Genomic DNA, 23150 nt, shown 5'->3' with positions numbered 1-23150 from the left:
GCGCCGCTCACGGAGGTGACGAACGACAGGGTGCGCGCACTCGAAGAAGCGTGGGCACAGTTCGATTCTGCAGTCGCCGATGTCGATCCAGATGCGTCAGTTCCGGACGCTGTCACCTCGCTGCAGGAAGAAGTCGGTGATGTCGAGCGGGCCGAGCAGGAACTGCGAGCCGGCCTCGACTGCTAGTGATGAGACGATGGTCTAGGCCAGGCTCTCTACACTGGCGCCGTCATGGCGCGGCGGCACCCTCACATCGGTGCCGCCTTCCAGGGTGAACCTGCTGGCGACCTGCACTATCGCAGGTTCGGGCGCGAACCCGCCGGCAAGGATTGCCTGCCCCTTCCGCAGAATAGGAGCCTGCCCGAGTAACGCTTCTGGCACTGTGCCGAAAAAGTCCGCGATTTCGGCCAGGTCTTTACGGCTGTTCAGCTTCATCAGGCAAAGGTTGTCGCACTGCGATAAGACCTGGGCATGGATCTTCGAGGGCCGCTGCGTGGAGAGAAGCAGCCACAGCCCGAATTTCCGGCCTTCAGCAGCGATTTGAATGATCCTCTCGCAGAGCGCTTGTTGTGCGGGTGAAACGGGGCTCTGGGGGCACAGATTGTGCGCTTCGTCTATCACCATCAGTATCGGGCGGCGTTCCTCGCGCTTCGACCAAAGTTGATCGAGCACTGCGAGAGCTGCAGCGGCCGACTCGTCTGAGGTCTTGAACCCGCCCAGGTCCAGCACCGTCGCGTCGGGCCGCTCATCGACAACATCCTCTACGCCGCGCCCGCCGTAGGCCCACACGTCCCATTGCAGTACCTGGAGGTTTTCGAGTCTCAACAACAACTTCCGGGCACCGGGGGCTGGCGCCACCCGGAGCCGTTCAATCAGCGCATCGACACCAGCTGCCCCTATCTCGCTCTCCATCCGGACGAGCACGTTGTACTCTTCGGCATCGAGAATCGGATCAAGCCGCAGCACTGCGGCGCGGGACGCAAGATCCATGTCGACGAACCGCACCGTCAGACGCTGGTAGGCCTCCCCTCGAGGACGGAAGACCCGCACATCCGCGTCACGTAGCCGATCGGCGACCTCGGCCGGAGCGTCGGCGCGCGGCTTGCCAAAAGAGACAAAATCGGCGTTGGGGTCAAAAATGAGCAGCGGAAGCGATGTCTGCATCATGAGCCGTTCCAGGATGACCCCGAGCGCGTAGGTTTTTCCTGAGCCGCTCTGCCCGCACCAGAACGTGTGCCGATTGAAGCGAGACGCGTCGAGTCTAAACGGACTTCCCGCCTCTGCTGAGACGCCTACGGACAACTCAATCATCAGCGATCCACTCTCCTCAGAACTCAAAATCAGTCAGTGCGTGACTTCAATTTATGGTGAACTCCAGCGCCTGCTCCCGCTTGAATGCAGGCGTAATGTTTCCGATCAGCCCATCTTCCGAGAGATCGAGCTTCTGCCAGGTGGTGAAATCGATTTCTTCAAGCTTCGTCCACACAATGTTCGGGCTGAAGGACGACTCGAACAGATAAACACCCTCGGTGAGGTCGGCGAGGGTGCGCCATATCGTTGCGGATATGTTGGGGCGCAGCGGGTCCGGTTCACCGAATGGCTGTGCGGCGTTGCGCATCACACTGAGTAGTGCAGCATAGGCGCGGGGACGTGTTTCAGCGGGCGGCAGCCGGTCGAGGTAGTAGCTTGCGCGCACAAACCGGTCGGCAGCTTCGGTCGTCCCCGGCAATGGTTCGGTGCCGCCGAACCCTTCGTACCGGTTCCGCAAACGCAGTTGCTCGTCAAACGTGGGAGAGTTCGTCATGACGGTGTGCGCGCGGTCGTGATAGACGTGCGCGGCACCGTCAACGTATTGGACGATCGCGGAGTCCCCATTCCGATCGTCGAGCGCAAGATGGACCGTAGCCTCGAGCTGCGAGCGTGGCTCGATTAATGACCGAATCTGAAAGTTGTGCTCCTCCATGAGTTTCAGACATTCTTCAACAGTCGCACAGGTGTCGAGAAACAATTGCGCCCACAGCGACACCGCCAGCGCTGGCCGTGACGCATCCCGCTCGCCGTAACCCGACTCTGCGAGCCACAATAAATGCGCCGCCAGCCCCGCCTCGTTTACGCCATCTGAAGCGGCCATGTCCCACACCGTTGCTACGACACTTCCGTAGCCCGCGGTCCACGTCAGGGGGTTAGCGTCCGCTCCGTGGCCGACTCGCTGCACGCCGCGCGGTGACACCCAGAGGTTGGTGTCCATTTCCTCGCGCCAGTCCATGTTCCGGCCCACGAGAACACCGTGTCCGCTCGCTGCCCATAACGCCCGTGTGCACATGCCTGGTCCTCCCAGCGGTCCTCTTCACCGATTTTTGCCGGCGCAGCAGCACCTGAGAGGCACTAAACGAAAATTAGCAACAGAAAGTTAGCGACTCGTCGCACACCGCACGACATGCCGCAGGCAGTCAGCCTCCCGCGCCGATGGCTTGCCCCCCGACGATCGCGAAGAAGTTGTCGACAAAGGAGGGGACGACCGTCTCCGGGACTCCCGGCTCAAGGAGTGTGCTCGGCAGGGTCTGAATGTCACAGCCCGCGGGCGGGGCGGACGATGGATCCGCGAGACGCTCCTGCAGCCACCTAAAGGCCCCCGGACTGCCGCTCACGGCAATGAATCCGTGGGTAGTGAATATTTCACGCGGCGGGTTTTGCGGAAAGTCTTCCCTGCGATATGTCACTGGCGCCCCGCCTCGACAATAACTTTCGACAAGTTTGTCGGTACCCACAATGGGTGCAACTTCTTCACTGACTCCATTATGGATATACGTCGGCACCGTCGGCGCCCTTCCGGTTATTCCACGCGCAGCTATTTCACGCCGAATCACCGGGTTCGCGAGTATCTCATCGATCGGCGTATTCAGATGCAACTCATAATCGAACCATAGATTGTTGAGCACGTTCTGTGCAGCGCAGTGGTTCCGCGTTCGGGCAACGATATCCCTGCCTTGGGGAGTGAGATACCTGTTCATCTCGGCCATGAATTCAGGCGCGTCTTTGCCAATACTAGCCAGCGCTATTGGGATTAGTCCCGCAAGCAGAGAGCGATTGGACGACCTGAGGGATGCTTCGAGGTCGCGCTCCGGTGCACCGAAGGCTGCACCGCGGATATTCAGCTCAGGAGCGTAATTAGGGTGTTCCTCAATTGCCCAGCTCGAGGCTATGGCTCCGCCGGAGTACCCCCAGAGCGCCGTCGGCGTTGCTGGACCAGCCAAACCGACGGGATGGAAATTCGTGACCGCCCGAATTCCGTCGAGTACCGCGTACCCCGGCTGGTGCGGCGTGAGGAAACGATCGTCGAGTGAGCCGTGATCCGGCATCGCGACCACCCACCCTTCCGCGAGACCTGCTGCCGCAAGGAGGGTCTCAGCTGCGGGCGCGGCAAGAGTCACGGGCCCGACCGGGTTAGTAATGTCTATCGGTGCGCCATGCACCAGCGAATATGATGGCCCGCAGACTCGGAGCGTCGAATCGGTCGCGGCCTGGTACGACAGGAGCGCGCGGGGCTGTGACACACCCCGGGGAACCATCACCGTCGTTACCGCCGCGTCTGGCGCGCCATCGGCATCGGATGTGCGATATAGCAGCTGCCACGCTTGTACGTTGATCGGGAGCGACTGCATCGCATTAACGGCGACTTCGCGTGACCTTATGATCTCGCCGCGCTCAAACGACGCGAGCCTTTCCGGTCGGTCATAGAACGCGTCCGGCGGCGGTGGCGGCTCTGCGAGAGCGCTTCCACCTCCACCCAATGGCCACAATGCAAGTACCACCGCAAAAGTGAGAATTTTCGCGATAAACCGTCCTCGCCACTTACGGGGTTCGTTCATCTGGCCAGCGCCAGCGAGCTCGGCTTGCATTTTCATCGACACCTTCTGCTTGAATGGTTTCTTTGACCGTTTAGTGCGAATGACCGAAAAGGATGCACTTGGTGTGTGTCACCCGGCGGCCTCGTCACGCGAATGCGCCACCACGTACTCGTGGATGAACTCAGCAACGAGGTCGATAGCTTGCCGCGCCTCAGGAACAAAGCCTGCCGCCGCCTGAAACACATGCACCTGCTTATCCCAGTACTGCAGCGTGCACGGCACGCGGTATTGCTTTAGCCGACCAGCCATAAGCCGCGCGTCTGGGCTCAGCATCTCGGTCGTGCTTGCCTGAATCAGAACTGGAGGAAGGCCGGAGAGATTCTCATCCACTGGAGAGCGCGGTGGTCGCCGATTCGATGGGATGACAGGTCCAGGACGCGCACCGGTAGCCTGGGCAGTGAGGGCACGGATGGCACTTCGCGGAAAGAGTGCGCACGCATCTGCGGTACGGGCGGACAGCTTAGGCTCGTGGTCCCAGTTGGTAAGCGGCGAGAGTGCGACAATCGCTCCTGGAGCGGGCAGGCCCGCCTCGAGCGCACAGATTGCCGCCATAAAGACCAAGTACCCACCGGCGGAATCGCCCATGAATACCACCTGGTCTGGCCTGATGCCGGACTGAAGCAAGTGTCTAAATGCGTCGACGCAGTCTGTTACCGAATCTTCTATAGCGTTCTGCGGAAGCATCCGATAGTTCACTGTCAGCACCGGCATGGCAACGTCCCGGCAAATTCGGGAGACCATCTGCCGGTGCAGATGCTGGTGTCCCACGTAAAAACCGCCACCGTGCATATACAGAACCGCGCGATTTCCGCTCACCTCGACCGGGCGCACCCATTCGGCGGTGCACTGGTTTAGCTCAACCGGCTCACGGACCTGTCCGGGCGCCACGGTCAGCAGCCGCCCAGCATGGTCGACAAGATTGTACGGCCACGGGAGTTCAGGCCATCGTGCCCACAGCGAGAGCAACGGCTTGACGGTGGCACGAAGAGCCGCGGCAACGATCTGCCCTCGCACACTCACAGCAGGGTAGCGACGAACGGGAACGGCAGTCGGGACGCCTGATCCTGGCGTGGCGCTGGCCATAGCGCTTCTCAGTCCATCCGATGGGTGGTGATTCACCGGGCCTGACCTCGCTCCCTGCCCTGTGCTCTCGCACTGTTACAGCTTTGTGATAGACGACGGACAGTAAGATACCATTCGACTGACTTGTAAGTCTCGCATTGGCCGTGAAAGGTTCTAATGAATCTGATTGCTCCCCCCGACTACATGTTCCTGGCGATGGAATCGCGAGAGCACCCGATGCACGTGGGTGGCTTGGAACTGTTCACTCCCCCGCATGGCTCCGGTCCAGACTTCGCGCGCAATCTTTACGAGAGCCTCCTCGCGGAGCCTAAGGTGGCGAATATGTTTCGCCGCCGCGTCGGCAGCGCAATGGCGACGCCGCGCGCGCTTACGTGGACTGATGACAGCGACGTTGACCTGAGTTACCACGTCCGCCTGTCAGCACTGCCACGTCCCGGACGCATCAGAGAACTGCTCGAGACCGTATCGCTGTGGCATGGCTCGCTGCTGGACCGCCACCGGCCGCTGTGGGAGATCAACATCGTCGAAGGACTCGAGGACGGACGCTTCGCGGTGTATACAAAAATCCACCATGCGCTCGCCGACGGCGTCTCAGCTCTGAAGCTGCTGCAGAACTCCCTCGTCACGGATCCCAGTGAACTCCACGTGCCGAGCTTCTTCGCTCCGCGAAACACGAGTGACCGCCCTGGGTCGAGGTCAGCTTTTTCAGCGATTCGAACCGCCGCGAAACTCTCACTCGATACCGCTGGCATCATTCCGCATGCGGGTCGAATTGGCTTTAAAGCAGCACTCGCCGAGCAGGTTCCGCTACCGCTACGTGCCCCACGCAGCATGTTCAATGTTCCGATCGGCGGTGCACGGCGATTCGCCGGACAATCGTGGCGCATCGAACGGCTCAAGACAGTCAGTACCGCGCTCGATTGCACACTCAACGACGTCGTGCTCGGCATGTGTTCCGGGGCGCTTCGCTCCTATCTGCTGGAACAAGCTGCCCTACCGGAGAAGCCGCTGATCTCGCTAGTCCCTGTTTCCCTGCGTCAGACGGGCGCGAATGGCAGCAACGCCGTGGGAGCAGTCCTCGCGAGCCTCGGGACACACAAAGCCGATCCACTGGATCGAATGCAAGAAATCACGCGGACAATCGCGATTGCCAAAGAGATGATGGGCGGCCTGAGCCAGCTGCAGGCACTCGCGCTCTCCGCCGCCTTCGTCAGCCCATTCGCGATTTCAAGCATCACGGGTGTATCACAGGCGGTGCCGCCGACCTTCAATGTCGTCATCTCCAACGTGCCGGGACCGACTCAGCCCCTCTACTGGAACGGCGCCAGGCTCGACGGGATCTACCCCGCGTCGATCGTCATGGACGGCCTCGCGCTCAATATCACCCTCACGAGCAACGCCGACAACATCGATTTCGGGCTGATCGGGTGCAGGCGATCAGTCCCCCATCTTCAGCGCCTGCTCCTCCATCTCGAGTCCGCTTTGCAAGATTTAGAAAGAGCCACCTAGACCGGCCTGCGCGCCCATAGTCCATTACGTTTTCAGCGAATCCAGCACAGCCATAAGCTGGTTCCGGAGCACCGCCCAATCACCGACATGGGCAGGACCTACACCCAGCGCGGACACGGTCACGACGCCCCGCATCGTTGCGACCGAGAGGAGAAGCCACTCCCGGAAGCCCTTCAGAGCAGAGAGGGTGGGGGCCACTCGTCCGGCCACCTCCACAACCAAATCCACAGCGTACGCGAGTACCTGCCCCATGCGCGCGGCAACATCGGCGTCGGTGCGCGCAGCAACAAACAACTCGTGAATCGCCCCGGCAATCGGCAAGTTATGAACTTCCCACAAGTAGTCCAAGTATTGCTCACACTGGTCGCGTTCGTTGCTGGTGTCGCTCGTGGCTGGGAACTCCGCCCTCCCCACCTCCGCAAGCTGATGCGCAAGATGCTGAATTGCCGCAATGATGAGTTCCGACCGAGTGGAATAGTGATACTGAAGGGCGCCCTGACTGACGCCAGCCCGCTTCGCGACTAGCCGCGTTGTGGTGAGGAGGTACCCGTCCTCAACCAGACAGTCGAGGGTCGCTTGAAGTAGCGCGGCTTGTGTCGCATCCCGCCGCTCCTGCTGACTTAACCTCCGAGCGGTCGACACAATTCCCCATCCACATCTCCAACACACCGGTCCCTGGATACCCTACCGATCCGCTCGTTATCCCTCAGCCCGCTCCGCGGCTGCCGACAACAGTTCGACATACGAATCCAGTCCCCATGTCAGAGAGAGCGCTGTGGGCGGCGACACGGAGGCGATGAACGCAGTACCGACTACCTCAGCGACCGCGCCCCTCTGCACCTGGTCCATCAACTCGGCTTCCGGCGAGGCGAGAAACGCCGCTGACTCTTCGGGAGTGTCGGAATACGTCACAAGAACGTCGCTAGTGAGGTCACCGAGTCGCTCCTTGCTCAGCGTGAAGTAGAACGTCGAATCCCCACTGGCCAGGTCATCAAGGCTGTCTGCGGTCACGAATCCGAGATCGAGGGTGAACGCAAACCTAGGGTCCGCTGGTTTGTACACATAGAACGCTTCGGGGGTGTCCCACACCATCGCTACTGATTTGCCCTGCAGTACCGGGTTCTCGGCGGCTTTGGCGACAACCCGAACGTCGATGTCTTCCAATAGCTCCGCCGCTTGCGCTGAGCGCCCAAGCGCGTCACCGACGATGCGGATAGTGTCTCGCCACTCGGTCGCCCATGGCTGATCGGGGTACGCCACGGTGGGAGCAATCTGCGACAACAGTTCGTACTCCTGCTCCGTAATGCCTGAGTACACGGCGAGAATCAGATCGGGCTCAGCGGCAGCAATCGCCTCGAACGGAACCTCGGTGACATTGGGCAACACTGTGGGCGTGTCCGCACCCTGTTCGTCGAGCGCGTCCCGGATCCAGGGCAGCACCCCCTCCTCGTCACCGCCATAATTCTGAAACGGGATGGCTGCGGGAACCACGCCTAGCGCTATCGCAGCGTCGGCACTGCCCCATCCCCACGTCACCACGCGATCCGGCGGCTCCGGAATAGCAGTGTCGCCGAACGCATGCGAAACGGTGACCGGCCCCGCTTCACCCCCCGATCCGCCGGGACCATCCGGGCTATCGGGGCTATTGCCGCACGCCGCAAGCACGAACAGGAGCCCAGCAAGCACCGAGGCCCGCACGCTGCGCTGAGCCCGAAGTCGACGACCGATCCGCATTATTCACTCCTGAGATGTTCTGACAACGGATCGAAACGATATCTCCGACGAGCGTTCTACGGTGAAGTACCTGTCTGAACTGGTCAGATAGGAGAAGGCGCGAGCCCCACTGCTGCGACGAGCCGCTGAGTATAAGGGTGCTGCGGCGCGCCGAGAACCTCACCGGCGGGACCTTGTTCGACAATCCGCCCTTGCCACATCACGGCGACCCGGTCCGAATATTGGTGCACCAGTGGCATGTCATGCGACACCATCACGTACGTCAGGCCTAAGCTCTGCCGCAGCGAGTCGAGTAGCGCCATGATCTCGGACCGTAACGCCATGTCCAGGGCCGACACTGGCTCGTCGAGCAGCAGAATTCTCGGTTCGAGCGCAAGCGCCCGGGCGATGGCGACGCGCTGCCGCTGACCGCCTGACAGCTGGCGAGATCTGCGTTCCGCGAAGTCCGCCGTCAGACCGACGATCCGCAGCAACCGCCGAACGCGGGCATCCACACCAGGAACCCGGTGAATGTGCAACGGCTCGGCGACGATTGACGCAATCGACATCAGCGGGTCGAGCGAATCACCCGGGTCCTGGAGGACGATCTGGACTTCGCGTCGCAAGTTCTGCCGCTCAGCTCGCGAGAAAGTGGACGGATCCTCTCCGAAGATGCTCAGCACCCCAGGCGGCGCTGTACCGGCGTGCAGGATCTCACGCAGCAAGGTTGACTTGCCCGCCCCTGACTCGCCGACAATCGCGAATGCTTCCCCGGCATGCACCGTAAAGGTCACATCCTCCAGCGCCGTCACCTTCCGTTCGCGTAGACGCCGTGCACGAAACGTCCGAGTCATCCCCGCCACGGACAACGCGACCGGGCCAGTCACGGCGGGACGGTCGACGGGCTCCCAGTGCGGGGTCGCCGCCACCATCGCCCGTAACTCCGCACTGCGCGGCGCCGCAATGACCTCCCGAACGGTACCGTGCTCGACGACTGATCCACCTTCGAGCAGAACCAGTTCGTCGCAGTACCGCTCGACAAGCGAAACGTCATGGGTGATGAAGAGAATTGCGGTGCCCGTTTCGCGTTGCAGAGCACCGAAAAGTTCCATGATCTGAGCTGCGATCGTAGGATCCAGTGCACTAGTGGGCTCGTCAGCAATCAACAGGTCAGGCTCGTTGATCATCGCCATCGCAATCGCTACGCGCTGCCGCATCCCACCGGAGAACTCGTGCGGATAGCTCCGCGCCCGTTGCTCGGCGTCCTCTATCCCCACTCGCGTGAGCATCGCGACCGCCCGCTTCCAGGCATCTGCACGTGAAACCCGTTGATGAATGCGCACCGCTTCGGCAACCTGCGCGCCCACAGTATGCACCGGCGTGAGTGAGGCAAGAGGATCCTGTGAGACCAACGTCAGGCGGCGACCCCTCAGCCGCGACAATTCCCGGTCGCCCAGGCCGAGTATCTCCTTGCCTCCCAGGCGCACTGAGCCCGATGCCCGCAATTCATGTCCGAGCAGTCCCATCACCGCCAGCGCAGTGAGCGATTTACCGGAACCAGACGCGCCCACTAGCGCGAGCGTACGTCCTTCGCAGAGCGTGAACGCTATGTTGTTGATTAGCGTCTGTGGACCGGTCCGCACCGTCAGATCCCTGACCTCGAGAACGCTCGTCATACCAGTGCCGCCTTGTCTGATTCGCGGTCGATCGTCCTGCGCAACCCCTCGCCGATCAGGCCGACAGCCATCACGGTGGTGATGAGGAACGCGACAGGTACCAGGAAGACCCAGGGGTAGGTGATTGCCGAGTTACTGCCAATCCCGATCAACGTGCCCAGCGACACGTCAGGCGGACGCACACCGAATCCGAAATAGCTGAGCCCCGCCTCCGCGATCACCGCGACACCCACATTGATGGTGCAGTCGATGATGAGAAGCGGCGCCATGTTCGGAATCAGGTGCGTGCGGATGACACGCGGGCCGCGCGCCCCCATGTATTCAGCAGCGCGAACAAACCCGCGCTCCCGCAAGCTCATGGCCCGGGCACGCACGATCCGGGACGCGAGCGTCCACTGAAACATCGCAATGACGACAACGAGCAATAGCCAGGACTGTCCGCGCAGAACCGGGGACATCACGGCGACGACGAGGAATGTCGGAAGGATCAACAGCATGTCCACGCACCACATCAGGCCCCGGTCGACTCTGCCGCCGTAATAGCCGGCGAGGGTCCCGACGATGGCAGCAACTGCAGTGGACAACACCGCGACCGCCAGCCCGATCAGAAGCGACTTCTGCAAGCCCCGCATGGTCTGTGCGAGAAGATCCTCACCGAGGCGGGAGGTGCCCAGCCAATGCTCCCAAGAAGGTGGCTGCAGTACTGCGGCGTGGTTCTGCGTAATGTGATCGTGTGGGTAGAGCCACGGCCCAAGGAAAGCGATTCCAGCGATCGTCAACAGGATTGCGGAACCAGCCAGCGTCAGCGGGTGCTTCACGTCGCACCGTCCGTCCTGATGCGTGGATCAAGCATCACGAGGACGATGTCCGAGAGCCAGCCTGCGATAACGATAACTACGCCGATGAACAGCGTGACCATGGCGACAATCCGTGCGTCATGATCGTGGATGCCGGTGAGCAACCAGTCCCCCATGCCGTGCCAGCCGAATATGCGTTCGGTGAACACGCCCCCGACGATATGCAGGCCGAAGCTGAACGCGAACAGCGACACCATAGGTATGAGGGCCACGCGCAGCGCGTGAATGCGCACGGCCTGGCGCCAGCGGAGACCTTTGGCGCGGGCTGTCCGCACGAACTCACTGTTCAGAATCTCGAGCATCGCGGCGCGCTGGTAGCGGCTGAAATAGGCGATTTGCGGCAGCGCGATCGCAAGGGTTGGCAGGACCATGTGCCGCATCCGGTCGAGCACCGCCTCCCATCCGGTGTAGTTCGCGCCGACAGTGCTTTCCCCCGAGAAGTAGAGGATCTGCGTTCCCGCGGCCTCATTGATGGGAAGCCAGAGCAGCTTGAGCAGGGTGCCGAGGACGAACACCGGTATCGCGAGAAGTGCGAGCGTCCAGAACATCGTGAGGTGGTCGCTGGCGTGACGTGAGTTCAGTGCGCTGCGGACCCCCACGACAACTCCCAGGAGGATCGCGACGATGCTGCCCGCGAAGAACAGTCGCATGCTTGTACCCGCCCGGGACCACAGCTCATCTCCGATCGGACGGCCACCGACTGTCGTTCCGAAGTCACCCGATGGGAAGCCAGCGATCCACTCGAGGAAGCGCAGCGGAATCGGTGAGTCGAGGGCGAGCCTCGCTGCCTGAGCTTCCAGAACGCCAGGCGCTGGCGGCGGCTGGCGCATCTGGAGCTCAGCCATCGGGTCGAACGTCATTGACGCCAAAGCGAACGCAAAGAACGTGGCCGCCAGACACAGCAGGACACGACCCGCAAGCCGTCCCGCGAGGTACTGGCTGGCCACGGCGGTGCGGGTCACTTCACCCAGCCAGCCTTCGCGAACCCGTAGTGAGCAAGCCCCCGGGCACCGTAGTTGGCGAGGCCTTCACGCACCGCGTATGCGCCTGATTCCGCGTAAAGCGGGATGTGGTGCGCGTACTCCCAAGCGAGCCGATCAATTTCGTTCGCGATCTCGTTGCGCCGGTCCGTATCAAGCTCTGCGAGTCCTTCGTCGTAGAGTTCCTCGACCCCGGGGACGACAACGCGGCCGAAGTTCGAACCGAAGTCGTCTCCCTCAGGAGTCTGGAAGACCGGCCGGTCGTGAGCGAACGGGGATGCGGACTTGGTCCACTCGAACACAGCGAGGTCAAACGCGCCAGGTAACAGGTATCCGTCATAGAACTGATCCGATGGGACCGACACCACATCGACGTGGACGCCAACCTCGTTCAGCTGGTTACGGATCACTCCCGCAACAGTGTCGAACACCGGTGCCGACTGGGCGATGAGCCGCAAGCTCAGACGTTCGTCATCCTTGGCGCGGAAATCCCCGTCGAGCGACCATCCGAGTTCTTCAAGTGCGCTCGCGGCAGCTTCGGGGTCGTACGGAAGGACATCTGAGTTGTCCTCATAGCCTGGATCAGTGGGCGGGAGAATATGATTGCCGACCGCTTGAGCACCGGGCGAGATCGTACCGAGCACGACGTCAGTGACTCCCTGAGGGTCAATTGCCTGGGCGATCGCCTGCCGCAACTCGAGGTCATGGAGTATCGCGTCGTCGGAACCGTTCAGCGTGAGCTGCCCGGCGCGCCGCTCTGGGGCGGTGCGGACCTCAACGCCGCTCATGTTCTGCGCTCGGGTGTACAGGTCGACGTTTCCGCCGATCGGATACAGGTCGATGCCCCCATTGGCGAGTTCATCCGCGCGTGCTGCGGAGTCAAGTGCGCGAAGGATGATGCGATCGAGCGGCGGAGTCTCGGCCCACCACTCCGGGTTACGTTCGAGGACGATTGCCTTCGCTGTGTCGTCGATGCTGTCCACCTGGAACGGTCCTGAGGTGATCGTCGGGCCGTTCATCCAGCCTTCGTTGAACTCCTCCGCGTTCCCCGTGACTTCCAGCGGGAGGAGGAGGTTGAAGAGGCCCTCCCACTCAGCGAACGTGTTCTCGAACGTGAGGATCGCTTCCTTGTCTGTCTCACCGCGTTCGACTGCGGCGACATCGCTGTAGCCGACCGTGCTGTATCCCTCGAACGCCTCGTCGCTGCCACTGAGTGCACTCACCTGCGAGGCGAGATCTTCCCAGGTGAGCGGGCGACCGTTGCTCCAGACAGCGTCATCATTGATCTTGTACGTAATGGTTTGCGGGCTGTCGGCCGTCAACTCGGCGGAGTCGAAGAATGCGGTGTTCAGCTCGTGCCCGCCGTCCGCGCCATCGAGGTGGACGCTGGGCAGGATGGCTTCCGCTAGCTGCCATGTCACGAGGCGCGCGCCATTGATCTGGATCGGGTTGTAGTTGGTGGGCAGCGCGTCGACCGGGATGCGCAGGTCCCCGCCGTCCTGCAGGGTGGACGGGTCTTGCGGGTTAATGCTCTGCGAAGCTGCGGCGCCGGTAACGCCGGGTGAATCGGTTTGCGATGAGCTGCACCCGGTCAGAGCAAGCGCAGCGGCCACGACGACCGCTCCACCTCCTCGCAACCAAGACGCAGCCGATGAACGTGTCGTCACGAAAGGTTCCTTCCCCCAAGATCGATCACGCCGATTCCGTAGCAAAACACGCGTCAGGCGCACTTTTCTCTACCGAATCGGTGGTGCTTACCGGACGGGAGTATATAGTAACGACAATCGTTTTCACTAACCGATATCGGACGGACGGCGAGAGACGAAAAAGCTCCAGTAGACCTTGTCTACTGGAGCCTTCTCTGCGTTGGCGTTCAGTCCTCGTCGCTCACGCCGGGAAAGTCCCCGGCTCCCAGCGCCTCAGGCCAGGGCTCAGCCTTCCCGAGCACGTTACGTGCCAGAAACGCAGACACGGTCTGGTACCAGATCTTCGCGTGCGGCGGACTAAGAATCCAGTGGTTCTCAGAGGGGAAATACAGGAACTGGTGGTCAGAAACACCGTGATCATCAGCAGGCAGCGCGGACTCTGCATTCAGTTCGTACCAGAGGCGCAGCGCCTCACCAATCGGCACCCGGTAATCCTTGTCCCCGTGGATCACAAGCATTGGTGTTCTGATATCGGCCACGTAGAGGTGCGGCGAGTTCTCGACCGCCATCTCGGGCGTCATTTCGCGGGCCCAGAACCACGCGGCGTCAGTCGTCGGTCCAAACTGGTCGAGCGCCCATAGGCTCGCGTGCGTCACAATCGCCTTGAACCGGTCGGTGTGGCCAGCGATCCAGTTCGCCATGTAACCGCCAAACGAACCGCCCATCGCCGCAGTCCGCGCAGCATCAATTTCGGGGCGCTGCTCAGCAGCATCCGTGAGGGCCATGATGTCGGTGTACGGTTCCTGGCCCCACCGACCCCACCCGCGCTGAATGAACTCCTGCCCGAAGCCCGTCGACAGCGCCGGGTCGGGAAGGAGGACGGCATACCCACGCGCGACCATCAGCCAAGGATTCCAGCGCCACTGCCACGAGTTCCATGAGTTCAGCGGCCCCCCATGAATCCACACGAGCAGCGGCGCGGGGTTCGTTTCCGACGCATCGGACGGCTGGGCGAGCCAGGCGCGTAGCGGTGTCCCATCCTCAGCTGTCGTCATCACTTCGGTCAACGCACCGGGCACCGGCGGCGCCTCCGCCACCGGGCCGAGCAGTTCCGACACCTCACCGGTGGACAACTCGACGCGGACCGGGTGCGGCGGACGAGAAATGGCGGCACGAAGCGCGTACACAGCATTACCCTCGGGGGCAACGACCACGTCTGAGTACGCCCAGTCATCGTCGGTGAGTTGCTGAACCTTCCCCTGAGTCGCCACGGGCACCAGGAAGATCGGGCAGCGACTGTAATGATCAGCTGTGACAACCAGTGAGTTGCCGTTTGGCAGCCAGCGGATCGACGTCGGCCAGCGCTCCCAGCCTTGCGCGACCCGCGTGTTCTTACCGGTCGTGAGGTCATGAATGTGCAGGGTGACTTGCGGGGGTGTTTCCGGGTCTCCGTGGGCTTCGCGCACGTACGCGACGAGATTGCAGTCAGGTGAAATCGCAGGCGCACCGAAATCTGCGTCCGTCTCATCGACCAAGATTGATCGCTCACCTGACACCGCGTCGATACGCACGAGCTGGGTTCGCTGGCGGGCCAGCGGACCGGCGATCTGCCATGTTGACACGAGGAACGAACCGTCAGCGCTGAGATCGGCACGCGCCTCCCGAAGTCCCGGCCCAGCTGCTATCCGAGTGAACTCCCCGGATGCGGGACCCGATCGGAGTTCCGGAACCTCGGGGCCGAGATCGTGGTCCCAATAACGGACCGGGTAGGAGGTGTGGACTATGGCATTGACTTTCGACTCTTTGCGTAGTTTTCGCAGCTTCGCGTCGTCGTCGTCCGTGGCGGTATGAGGATAGGTGGACGCGGTGAAGACCACCCGGTCCGCGTCCGTAGCCGCAAGAGCCGAAGACACCCCGCCAGGCGGGTTCGCGATCTCGTACGCCTCACCGCCGCGTGCGGGGAGGCACCAAAGCGAGGCTGGCGCGTCATCATCCTTACCGCGCGCGGAGACAAATAGCAGGTCCCCGTCTGTTGTGAAGATCGGTGCAGCATCTCCCTTCGGGCCGGCAGTGATCTGACGCGCACGGCGCTTGCCTCCGGGGTCAACTTCCCAAAGAGCACCAATGAACTTCGTCGCCTCGTCGTCTATTTGCTCCACGCGTGTCACGAGCCGCGCCCCGTCCGGAGAGATCACGAGTCCCGACACTCGCGGGATTCGCAGGTACTCGTCGAGGCTGTGGAACGCGGACGCAGCGGTATCAGTCACACTGTCGTTGTTACCATGGCTCACTGTCTTCTTCTCCTTCGAGCCGTGCAGTCCCGCTAGTTCACCGGGAGTGTTGACGTTGATCAGCTGCCGCGCGCGGGCCGACACATCCACCGAAACCGTGGTCAACGTGTCAAGAAATCCGTACAAACTGCGCCGTCCCCCGACTGCGTAGGAACGAGCCTTTTGAAGCACAGACACTCTGTAGACCCCGGCAAGTGGCTGTGGCCGGTCGCCATCGTGCGCCAGAACAGCATCAGGTCCGTCTGCCTGGCAGCGCTGAGCGAGCAGCGTCACCAGTTTCGTTTCAATCAGTGGCATGTCCGTCGCACAGACGAAAGCCCAGACATGTCCACCCTTTTCCGCCGCCTCAAGCCCAGTGATCAACCCCTGGAGAGGCCCGTGGTGTGCGACAGGATCGCGGACGACAATCGCGTTTACTTCAGGCACCGTCTGACGCGGCGCAGCCACCACAAAGACATCGGCACACACTGGGCGCACGGCCTCGACAACGGCGGCAAGGAAGGTCGAGCGCTCCCACGGGAGTGACGCCTTATCCCGCCCCATTCGTAGCGATGCTCCACCGGCCAGGACTATCGCGGCGGGGCGGACTTGCTGAGTCACGACCGGCCAGTGAGGTATCCGACGGCCGCGACGTAGCCATAGACACCGAGACCACAGATAACGCCCTCAGATATCCCAGACACGTAGGAGCGGTGGCGGAACTCCTCACGCTTGTGGATGTTGCTGATGTGAACCTCGATGACCGGCGCTTCAACCGTGACGAGCGCATCCCGCAGCGCCACCGACGTGTGGGTGAGCCCACCCGGGTTGATCACCAGACCGGCGCAGGTTTGCCTGACCTCGTGAATCCAGTCGATGAGCACACCCTCATGGTTGCTTTGACGCGCATCGATCGTGAATCCGCGCGGGGCTGCGGCCTCCTGACAGAGCCGCTCCACGTCAGGGAGGGAGTCACTGCCGTATATATCGGGCTGTCGCTGGCCAAGGAGGTTCAGGTTAGGCCCGTTCAAGACGACGATGGTGCCGTTGCTACCGGCACCATCCATCTGACTGCTCTCCATCGTTACGCGGACTTGTCCCGGCGCTCGGGTGACTCCGCTCGGCGCGGAATAATTGTTGGGTTGACGTTTTCCCGCACTGTCGCACCTGTGACGACGACCTTCGCCACGTCGTCCCGGCTGGGAATGTCGTACATGACCGGGAGGAGCACTTCCTCCATGATTGCGCGGAGGCCACGCGCTCCGGTACCCCGCAAAATCGCTTGGTCAGCCACTGCCTCAAGCGCATCCTGGGTAAATTCGAGTTCGACGTTGTCCATCTCGAATAGCCGAGTGTACTGCTTAACCAGAGCGTTCTTCGGCTCAGAGAGAATCTCCACGAGCGAATGTTTGTCGAGATTCGTCACCGATGCAACAACCGGCAACCGGCCGATGAACTCCGGAATCAAACCGAACTTGATCAGGTCCTCTGGCATAACTTCGGCGAAGTGGTCTGTGGTGTCGACGTCCGCCTTAGAACGCACATCCGCGCCAAAACCGATCCCCCGCTTGCCCACGCGGTCGGACACGATCCTTTCGAGGCCTGCGAACGCTCCAGCCACAATGAAGAGCACGTTGCTCGTGTCGATCTGAATGAACTCCTGGTGCGGGTGCTTACGGCCACCCTGCGGAGGAACGCTCGCCTGGGTGCCCTCGAGGATTTTCAGCAGGGCCTGCTGGACACCTTCACCCGAGACATCACGAGTGATCGACGGGTTTTCGCTCTTGCGGGCGATCTTGTCGACCTCATCGATGTAAATGATGCCGGTTTCCGCGCGCTTGACGTCGTAGTCCGCAGCCTGGATGAGCTTGAGGAGGATGTTCTCCACATCCTCGCCGACGTATCCGGCTTCGGTTAGTGCAGTGGCGTCGGCAATCGCGAATGGAACATTCAGCATCTTTGCCAGGGTCTGCGCGAGGTATGTCTTGCCGCAACCGGTTGGGCCGAGCATCAGGATGTTCGACTTCTGCAACTCAACCCCGTCGTTGCGGGCGTCGCGCGCCTTCTCACCGGCCTGCACGCGCTTGTAGTGGTTGTACACGGCGACAGCGAGAGTGCGCTTGGCCATGCCCTGACCGATCACGTACTGGTCGAGGAACTCGTGGATTTCAACGGGCTTAGGCAGCTCATCGAGCTTGACGTCGCTCGCTTCAGCGAGCTCCTCTTCGATGATTTCGTTGCACAAGTCGATGCACTCATCGCAGATGTACACACCGGGGCCAGCGATGAGCTTCTTGACCTGTTTCTGACTCTTTCCGCAGAACGAGCACTTCAGCAGATCGCCCCCGTCGCCGATGCGCGCCATAACCGTGCTCCCTACTTCCCTATCCTCGCCCGTGCAACCCCCGAAAGCGGGCCGCATTCATACGCAGCGGTGTTGTCCGGCTTCTCCTGACCGTACTCGCCACAGCCGTGGCTGGTCTAGGTTATGCACCATCCGCCTGACGTGTTCTCGCAGTGTGATCGCCCGCGCCTTCCGGGTTCACCCTGGGACTCCAAGCCTCGCCGCTACATAGCCCGCAGGGCGGTAACTCGCAGCAGTCCGGCGTGTCGTCCCAGGATAGCGTGCAGCGCACACACCGGCATCAGATAAATACCCGCGGATACGGCACGGCGCCGTATCGGCGAACTGCTGTCACTGAGTGGTCAGTGACAGCTTTCGGTATTCAAGAACGTTGTCGATGATCCCGTAGTCCTTCGCCTCTTCAGCGGTGAGGATCAGATCACGATCACTGTCCTTGCGGATTTGCTCCGCAGTCTTCCCGCTGTGCCGCGACAGCGTCGTCTCCATCAGCCGACGCATGCGCTCGATTTCCCTAGCCTGGATCTCGAGGTCCGAGACCTGGCCCTGCATACCGCCGGTGGACGGCTGGTGGATGAGAACGCGAGCATTTGGCAGTGCCAGCCGCTTACCTGGCGAGCCAGCCGCGAGCAGCACCGCAGCTGCCGAAGCTGCCTGGCCGAGGCAGACCGTCGTGATGTCAGCGCGCACGTACTGCATCGTGTCGTAGATCGCCATCAGGGAGGTGAACGAGCCGCCTGGCGAGTTGATATACATCGTGATGTCGCGGTCCGGATCCTGCGACTCGAGCACCAGCAGCTGCGCCATCACGTCGTTCGCGGACGCATCGTCAACCTGCACACCAAGGAAGATAATTCGCTCCTCGAAGAGCTTGTTATACGGGTTCGATTCCTTGACGCCGTAGCTGGAGTGCTCGATGAAAGAGGGCAGAATGTAGCGCGAATGGGGCAGCATGTTGGGGTTAATCGTCATGACTTTCTCCACAGGTCTCGGGTAAGGGTGAGTACTTTCTGGGTGCCTGCGCCGCCCGTTAGCGGCCCACCCCGCCGGACTGCGCCGCACGACTGATTACGTGGTCGACAAAGCCATACTCCTTGGCCGCCGTTGCCGTGAACCAGCGGTCACGATCGGAGTCCTCAATAATCTGCTCGACAGACTGGCCAGTGTGCTCGGCGATAAGCTCAGCCATTTCTCGCTTCGTATACGCGAACTGCTCCGCCTGGATCGCGATGTCAGCCGCTGTGCCACCGATACCGGCAGAGGGCTGGTGCATCATGATGCGGGCGTGCGGCAATGCGAATCGCTTCCCAGGCGTACCGGCGGAGAGCAAGAACTGTCCCATCGACGCCGCGAGGCCCATCGCGTAGGTCGCGATGTCACACTCCGCGTACTGCATGGTGTCGAAGATCGCCATGCCCGAAGTGACTGAGCCACCGGGCGAGTTGATGTACAGCGAAATATCACGTGTGGGGTCTTCCGCAGAGAGCAGGAGAATCTGCGCACACAGCTTATTGGCGATCTCGTCATCAACCTGTGATCCCAGGAAGATGATGCGTTCCTGCAACAGCCGCTCGAACACCGAGTCTGAGAGGTTCATTCCGTATGAAGTGGTACGCATCTCTGGGTTCTGCGCGGGAATCTGCACGGTCACGGGGCCTGCCTTCCGGGTACGAAGAACGTTGAGCCGGGAACATTTCAGTTTGCCGCGCCGGACCGGCGCGCCATCCGAGATGGCCCAGCCAAAACTTACTGACGTCGACACTAACGAACGTGGGCGGCACCAGTATCCCGGTACCGCCCAAGTTCGCTGTAAGCGTCATGAATTGGATTACTTGCTGGCTTCCTCAGACTCTTGTTCTGAAGGCTCAGCAGTGTCCTCGCCTGCTACTTCCTCGGTCTGATCCGCGTCCGACTCAGCAGATCCGAAGATTTCTGTTGTGTCGATGTCGTTGCCGTCTGAGTCCTTGACCGCGACCTTCCGGATCACCTCAACTAGAGCCTTGGTACGGCGCGCATCAGCGAAGATCGATGCCAGCCCATTCGGCTGCTTCTGCAGTTCCTGAATGAACTGCTGCGGTTCCATGCCGTAGCGCTGCGCCTCGAAGAAGATTCGCTCGAACAACTCCTGCTGCCCGACAGATACCTCATCGGTGTCAGCGATAGTGTCAAGGAGCAGCTGGGTACGAATGACCTTCTCCGCGGCCTCGCGGGAATCCTTGTCGAATTCCTCGCGAGTCTTGCCTTGCGCCTCGAGGAGGCGGTTTAGCGTGTCCTCATCGTGGTCCAGTGCATGGACCGCGTTGTGCAGCTGCTCATCCACCTGAGACTGGACGACATTCTCGGGTACCGGAATGTCAACGGCGTCGAGCAGGGCCTCGACGACCTTGTCACGGATCGTGTTGCCGAGCTGCGATTTCTTCGACTGCTCAGCCTTGCTGCGGAGGTCTTCGCGGAGTTCCTCAACGGTATCGAACTCGCTCGCCATCGAGGCGAAATCATCGTCGACCTCAGGAAGCTCACGAACCTTCACCGAGCCGATAGTGACCGCGACGACAGCATCTTCGCCAGCATGGTCTCCGGCGAGCAGCTTCGTAGTGAACTCGGTCTGCTCCCCGGCCTTGAGCCCGAGCACAGCTTCGTCGAGACCTTCGATGAGCTGGCCGGAGCCGACCTCATGAGACAGTCCAGACGCCGTCGCGTCGTCAACAGCCTCACCGTTGACCGTCGCGGCGAGGTCGAGCGTCACAAAGTCGCCATTCTCGATGCCGCGCTCAACGGGGTTCAGCGTGCCGAAGCGCTTACGCAGCTCTTCGAGTTCTTCTTCGACATCAGCTTCGGAGACCTCAGAGGTTTCCACTGAAACCTCGAGCGACTCGTAGTCAGGCAGAGTGACCTCGGGACGCACGTCCACTTCAGCGGTAAACGCGAAGTGATCGCCATCCTCGATCCGTGTCACCTCGATCTCAGGCTGGCCGATTGCCTTGACGTCTGCTGAGCTCACAGCCTCGGAATAACGCCCAGGGAGTGATTCGTTGATGACCTGCTCAAGAACGGCGCCGCGACCCACGCGTGCGTCGATGATGCGGGCGGGTACCTTGCCGGGCCGGAAGCCTGGAACACGAACCTGCTGCGCGAGCGCCTTATAGGCGCGGTCAAAATCCGCCTTCAGCTCCTCGAACGGCACCTCGACACTGATACGTACTCGCGTCGGGCTCAGCTGCTCGACGGTGCTCTTCACGGACATACTCCTGCCTGATTCTTCGTCTGCCAAAATATGGTTGCCAAATTATCGTTGTGGTGAATGCCACCAACGGTGATGACATGGCGCTGTCGTGACATGGAGCCGCTGGGCGCATTTCTGCACCCAGCGCCACCACCGTCGGGGTGACAGGATTTGAACCTGCGACCCTCCGCTCCCAAAGCGGATGCGCTACCAAGCTGCGCTACACCCCGTAAACCGCTCCAGCTGTCACCGAGACGACTTTACGACTCCCGGCGACGGCTCCAGCAGACTACCGCCCGACAGACTACCCCGCGGTTCGCCGCACGGAACACCGAGCCCGTAGTTTGCTGCCCGCGAGGATGGTTTTCGTCACCGCCGCGACGATCCTACGTGGAGAGCTTGGCGTTTCAAAGTAGGTTCGGTACAGTCACTCATCGCACACGTCGAACGTGTCGATGCGGGCGTAGTTCAATGGTAGAACCTCAGCCTTCCAAGCTGATGGTGCGGGTTCGATTCCCGTCGCCCGCTCTCACATTCTGAGAGCGTTGAGAAATATCGTTCGCGAATGTTTCAAGTTTCGCGCGGCCTCACCAAACAGCGCGATGCTGCTCGGTGACGCCCCGCCCACTGATGGGGACGAGACCAGACCGGGTTCGTATGTGCCCTTCGAATCTGCCGAACGGCTGCGAGAAAACGCTTGCCATGACACCCGCGCGGAGATTCTCTTTCCGTTCTCCATCCGGATAGAAGTCGATATTCACGTACCCATCAACGGTCGCTACGTTCCACCGATCCAGGGTGTTTTCCGGCTCGTAAGTGAATACTGCCTGCCCCAGCGGAATGACGGCACCGTCGATCCACAGCGCGTTTTCCAGGCCATTCATGAAGTGCGCGACGAGATTAATCCCGACTTGCTGGCCATCAGCGGTCATGCCGTCGAGACTGGCCCAGTTCCAGCGGGTATCCCGCGGTGGGTACCCGAGGGAGAAATCGAGGGCAGCATGCCCCTCTTGTGTCACCATGCGACCCTCAGTCCGAACGGATAGACGGCATTTCAGTGAGCACAGCTTGTACGTGTGGTGAAACGGCCGGCCGGGCGCTGAACTTATCGCCGTAAGTCCGCGACCGTGATCATCGATGTCGATGCCGATGCCAAGACCAGATCCAGAGTACTTCGCCGCCCATCCGGCCCCCGAACGCGTAATCTCCCAGTTCCGTGGACCCCGCGCCACCCGCCAGGTGACGTCTAGCGACGGCTGAAATCCAGCGGGAAACCCGGCCGGAACTACCGCCTTCTGCTCGGTAAACACCTCACGCTGACGATCATGAACGTAGACAAACGCCGTCGCCAGAAAACCAGCATCCACAACTGCTAGCCCCACGGTGAAACGGGGTGTGAATGCGGCTGTGTAGATCCATGCCTTGCGCTGCCGCCGACGCCGCGCGAAAGGCCCGCGCCCGTCCCATTTGGCCGTCGAAACGTCCGCAATTGGACCGAGGTAGCGACCGTCAGGCGCCCGGCCCGCGGGACCAAGGTCAAACGCGCGTGGAGCCGGAAGAAGTCCAGGCGCAAAATCGTCGCCCGTCATGAGCGGTCGCGCACCACCAGGTCCCCGTATTCCGGATTCTTCGCGATAAAGTGCCGCACGAAAGAGCAAGTAGGGAGGACCCGCAATCCATTGCTGCGGGTGTCATCGAGGGCAGCCTTTATCACCACACAGCCGAAACCCTGCCCTTGCTCAGCGGGGCTGACTACAGTGTGGTTGAAATTGCGGACATGGTCGACTATCTGGTAGTCCGCGAAACCCACACCGCGCCCATCGACAAGTACCCGGAACCGCTGCCCAGTAGTGTCGTGTTCAACCGTTGGTGTCATACCAATCCCAACGTTCATTTGCGTTCGATTTGTTCCCGGACTCTAAC

Annotated in this window: 20 protein-coding genes, 2 tRNA genes and 1 pseudogene; 3 read left to right on the top strand and 20 right to left on the bottom strand. The window is 61.4% G+C overall.

Going from position 1 to position 23150, the window contains the following annotated elements:
* Positions 1–15: 15 nt before the first annotated feature.
* Positions 16–186 carry a hypothetical protein gene (locus tag AS9A_RS24050; RefSeq protein ID WP_158307345.1) on the top strand — a complete coding sequence of 57 codons (171 nt, stop codon included), beginning with the start codon at positions 16–18 and terminating at the stop codon, positions 184–186.
* 15 nt (positions 187–201) lie between these two features.
* On the opposite strand, the gene AS9A_RS05355 is transcribed toward AS9A_RS24050, so the two are convergent.
* The 4 genes from AS9A_RS05355 to AS9A_RS05340 form a co-directional block, all read right to left on the bottom strand.
* The gene (locus tag AS9A_RS05355) at positions 202–1311 is read right to left on the bottom strand and encodes an ATP-binding protein (RefSeq protein ID WP_013805905.1); all 1110 of its coding nucleotides are present in this window, start codon (positions 1309–1311) and stop codon (positions 202–204) included.
* A 46-nt stretch (positions 1312–1357) separates the two neighbouring features.
* A complete protein-coding gene (locus tag AS9A_RS05350; RefSeq protein WP_013805904.1) occupies positions 1358–2323 on the bottom strand; it encodes a linear amide C-N hydrolase in 966 nt (321 codons plus the stop codon).
* Positions 2324–2450: 127 nt separating this feature from the next.
* Positions 2451–3905 carry a lipase family protein gene (locus tag AS9A_RS05345; RefSeq protein WP_013805903.1) on the bottom strand — a complete coding sequence of 485 codons (1455 nt, stop codon included), beginning with the start codon at positions 3903–3905 and terminating at the stop codon, positions 2451–2453.
* Positions 3906–3977: 72 nt separating this feature from the next.
* A complete protein-coding gene (locus AS9A_RS05340) occupies positions 3978–4991 on the bottom strand; it encodes an alpha/beta hydrolase (protein ID WP_013805902.1) in 1014 nt (337 codons plus the stop codon).
* A gap of 156 nt (positions 4992–5147) precedes the next feature.
* Between AS9A_RS05340 and AS9A_RS05335 the strand changes: the two genes are divergently transcribed.
* Positions 5148–6500: a WS/DGAT/MGAT family O-acyltransferase gene (locus tag AS9A_RS05335; RefSeq protein ID WP_013805901.1), complete on the top strand. Its 1353-nt coding sequence runs from the start codon at positions 5148–5150 to the stop codon at positions 6498–6500.
* A gap of 24 nt (positions 6501–6524) precedes the next feature.
* Here AS9A_RS05335 and AS9A_RS05330 read toward each other — a convergent pair whose 3' ends face one another.
* The 14 genes and pseudogenes from AS9A_RS05330 to AS9A_RS05265 all read right to left on the bottom strand — a co-directional run bounded on the left by AS9A_RS05330 (position 6525) and on the right by AS9A_RS05265 (position 21457).
* A complete protein-coding gene (locus tag AS9A_RS05330; protein ID WP_041450886.1) occupies positions 6525–7142 on the bottom strand; it encodes a TetR/AcrR family transcriptional regulator in 618 nt (205 codons plus the stop codon).
* A 57-nt stretch (positions 7143–7199) separates the two neighbouring features.
* Positions 7200–8234, bottom strand: coding sequence for an iron-siderophore ABC transporter substrate-binding protein (locus tag AS9A_RS05325; protein WP_013805898.1), 1035 nt, complete (start codon positions 8232–8234; stop codon positions 7200–7202).
* Positions 8235–8317: 83 nt separating this feature from the next.
* Positions 8318–9889, bottom strand: a complete 1572-nt coding sequence (locus AS9A_RS05320; protein WP_013805897.1) for a dipeptide ABC transporter ATP-binding protein — start codon at positions 9887–9889, stop codon at positions 8318–8320.
* Positions 9886–10707, bottom strand: coding sequence for an ABC transporter permease (locus AS9A_RS05315; RefSeq protein ID WP_013805896.1), 822 nt, complete (start codon positions 10705–10707; stop codon positions 9886–9888). Before AS9A_RS05315 ends, AS9A_RS05320 begins: the two co-directional genes overlap by 4 nt.
* The gene (locus AS9A_RS05310; RefSeq protein WP_013805895.1) at positions 10704–11708 is read right to left on the bottom strand and encodes an ABC transporter permease; all 1005 of its coding nucleotides are present in this window, start codon (positions 11706–11708) and stop codon (positions 10704–10706) included. Before AS9A_RS05310 ends, AS9A_RS05315 begins: the two co-directional genes overlap by 4 nt.
* Positions 11705–13393, bottom strand: coding sequence for an ABC transporter family substrate-binding protein (locus AS9A_RS05305; RefSeq protein ID WP_013805894.1), 1689 nt, complete (start codon positions 13391–13393; stop codon positions 11705–11707). The genes AS9A_RS05310 and AS9A_RS05305 overlap by 4 nt, the downstream gene beginning before the upstream one ends.
* A gap of 206 nt (positions 13394–13599) precedes the next feature.
* Positions 13600–15639 (bottom strand): S9 family peptidase, encoded by a 2040-nt coding sequence (locus tag AS9A_RS05300; RefSeq protein WP_237707931.1) that lies wholly within the window; start codon positions 15637–15639, stop codon positions 13600–13602.
* A gap of 156 nt (positions 15640–15795) precedes the next feature.
* Positions 15796–16263, bottom strand: a pseudogene (gene mobA / locus AS9A_RS24545) (molybdenum cofactor guanylyltransferase); the annotation flags it as partial.
* Positions 16260–16709, bottom strand: a complete 450-nt coding sequence (gene aroQ / locus AS9A_RS05295) for a type II 3-dehydroquinate dehydratase (RefSeq protein WP_013805892.1) — start codon at positions 16707–16709, stop codon at positions 16260–16262. The pseudogene mobA and the gene aroQ, both read right to left, overlap by 4 nt.
* Before the next feature lie 17 nt (positions 16710–16726).
* Positions 16727–18007, bottom strand: coding sequence for an ATP-dependent Clp protease ATP-binding subunit ClpX (clpX, locus tag AS9A_RS05290; RefSeq protein WP_013805891.1), 1281 nt, complete (start codon positions 18005–18007; stop codon positions 16727–16729).
* Between the two features lie 330 nt (positions 18008–18337).
* Positions 18338–18976: an ATP-dependent Clp protease proteolytic subunit gene (locus AS9A_RS05280; RefSeq protein WP_013805890.1), complete on the bottom strand. Its 639-nt coding sequence runs from the start codon at positions 18974–18976 to the stop codon at positions 18338–18340.
* Positions 18977–19034: 58 nt separating this feature from the next.
* On the bottom strand, positions 19035–19622 hold the full coding sequence (locus tag AS9A_RS05275; protein WP_041451546.1) for an ATP-dependent Clp protease proteolytic subunit: 588 nt from the start codon (positions 19620–19622) through the stop codon (positions 19035–19037).
* Between the two features lie 210 nt (positions 19623–19832).
* Positions 19833–21242 carry a trigger factor gene (tig, locus tag AS9A_RS05270; protein ID WP_013805888.1) on the bottom strand — a complete coding sequence of 470 codons (1410 nt, stop codon included), beginning with the start codon at positions 21240–21242 and terminating at the stop codon, positions 19833–19835.
* Positions 21243–21383: 141 nt separating this feature from the next.
* Positions 21384–21457, bottom strand: a tRNA-Pro gene (locus AS9A_RS05265).
* 227 nt (positions 21458–21684) lie between these two features.
* On the opposite strand from AS9A_RS05265, the gene AS9A_RS05260 reads away from it, so the two are divergent.
* Positions 21685–21755: transfer RNA gene (locus AS9A_RS05260), tRNA-Gly, on the top strand.
* A gap of 59 nt (positions 21756–21814) precedes the next feature.
* Here AS9A_RS05260 and AS9A_RS22585 read toward each other — a convergent pair.
* Entirely contained in the window at positions 21815–22816 is a 1002-nt protein-coding gene (locus AS9A_RS22585) for a DUF2804 domain-containing protein (RefSeq protein ID WP_013805887.1), read from the bottom strand.
* Positions 22813–23103: a GNAT family N-acetyltransferase gene (locus tag AS9A_RS05250; RefSeq protein WP_013805886.1), complete on the bottom strand. Its 291-nt coding sequence runs from the start codon at positions 23101–23103 to the stop codon at positions 22813–22815. Before AS9A_RS05250 ends, AS9A_RS22585 begins: the two co-directional genes overlap by 4 nt.
* Positions 23104–23150: the final 47 nt, after the last annotated feature.

Origin of the sequence: Hoyosella subflava DQS3-9A1, from assembly GCF_000214175.1 — a bacterium.
Classification (GTDB): domain Bacteria; phylum Actinomycetota; class Actinomycetes; order Mycobacteriales; family Mycobacteriaceae; genus Hoyosella; species Hoyosella subflava.
The sequence above is the reverse complement of the archived record's forward strand: the minus strand, read 5'-3'. Positions and strand labels throughout refer to the sequence as shown.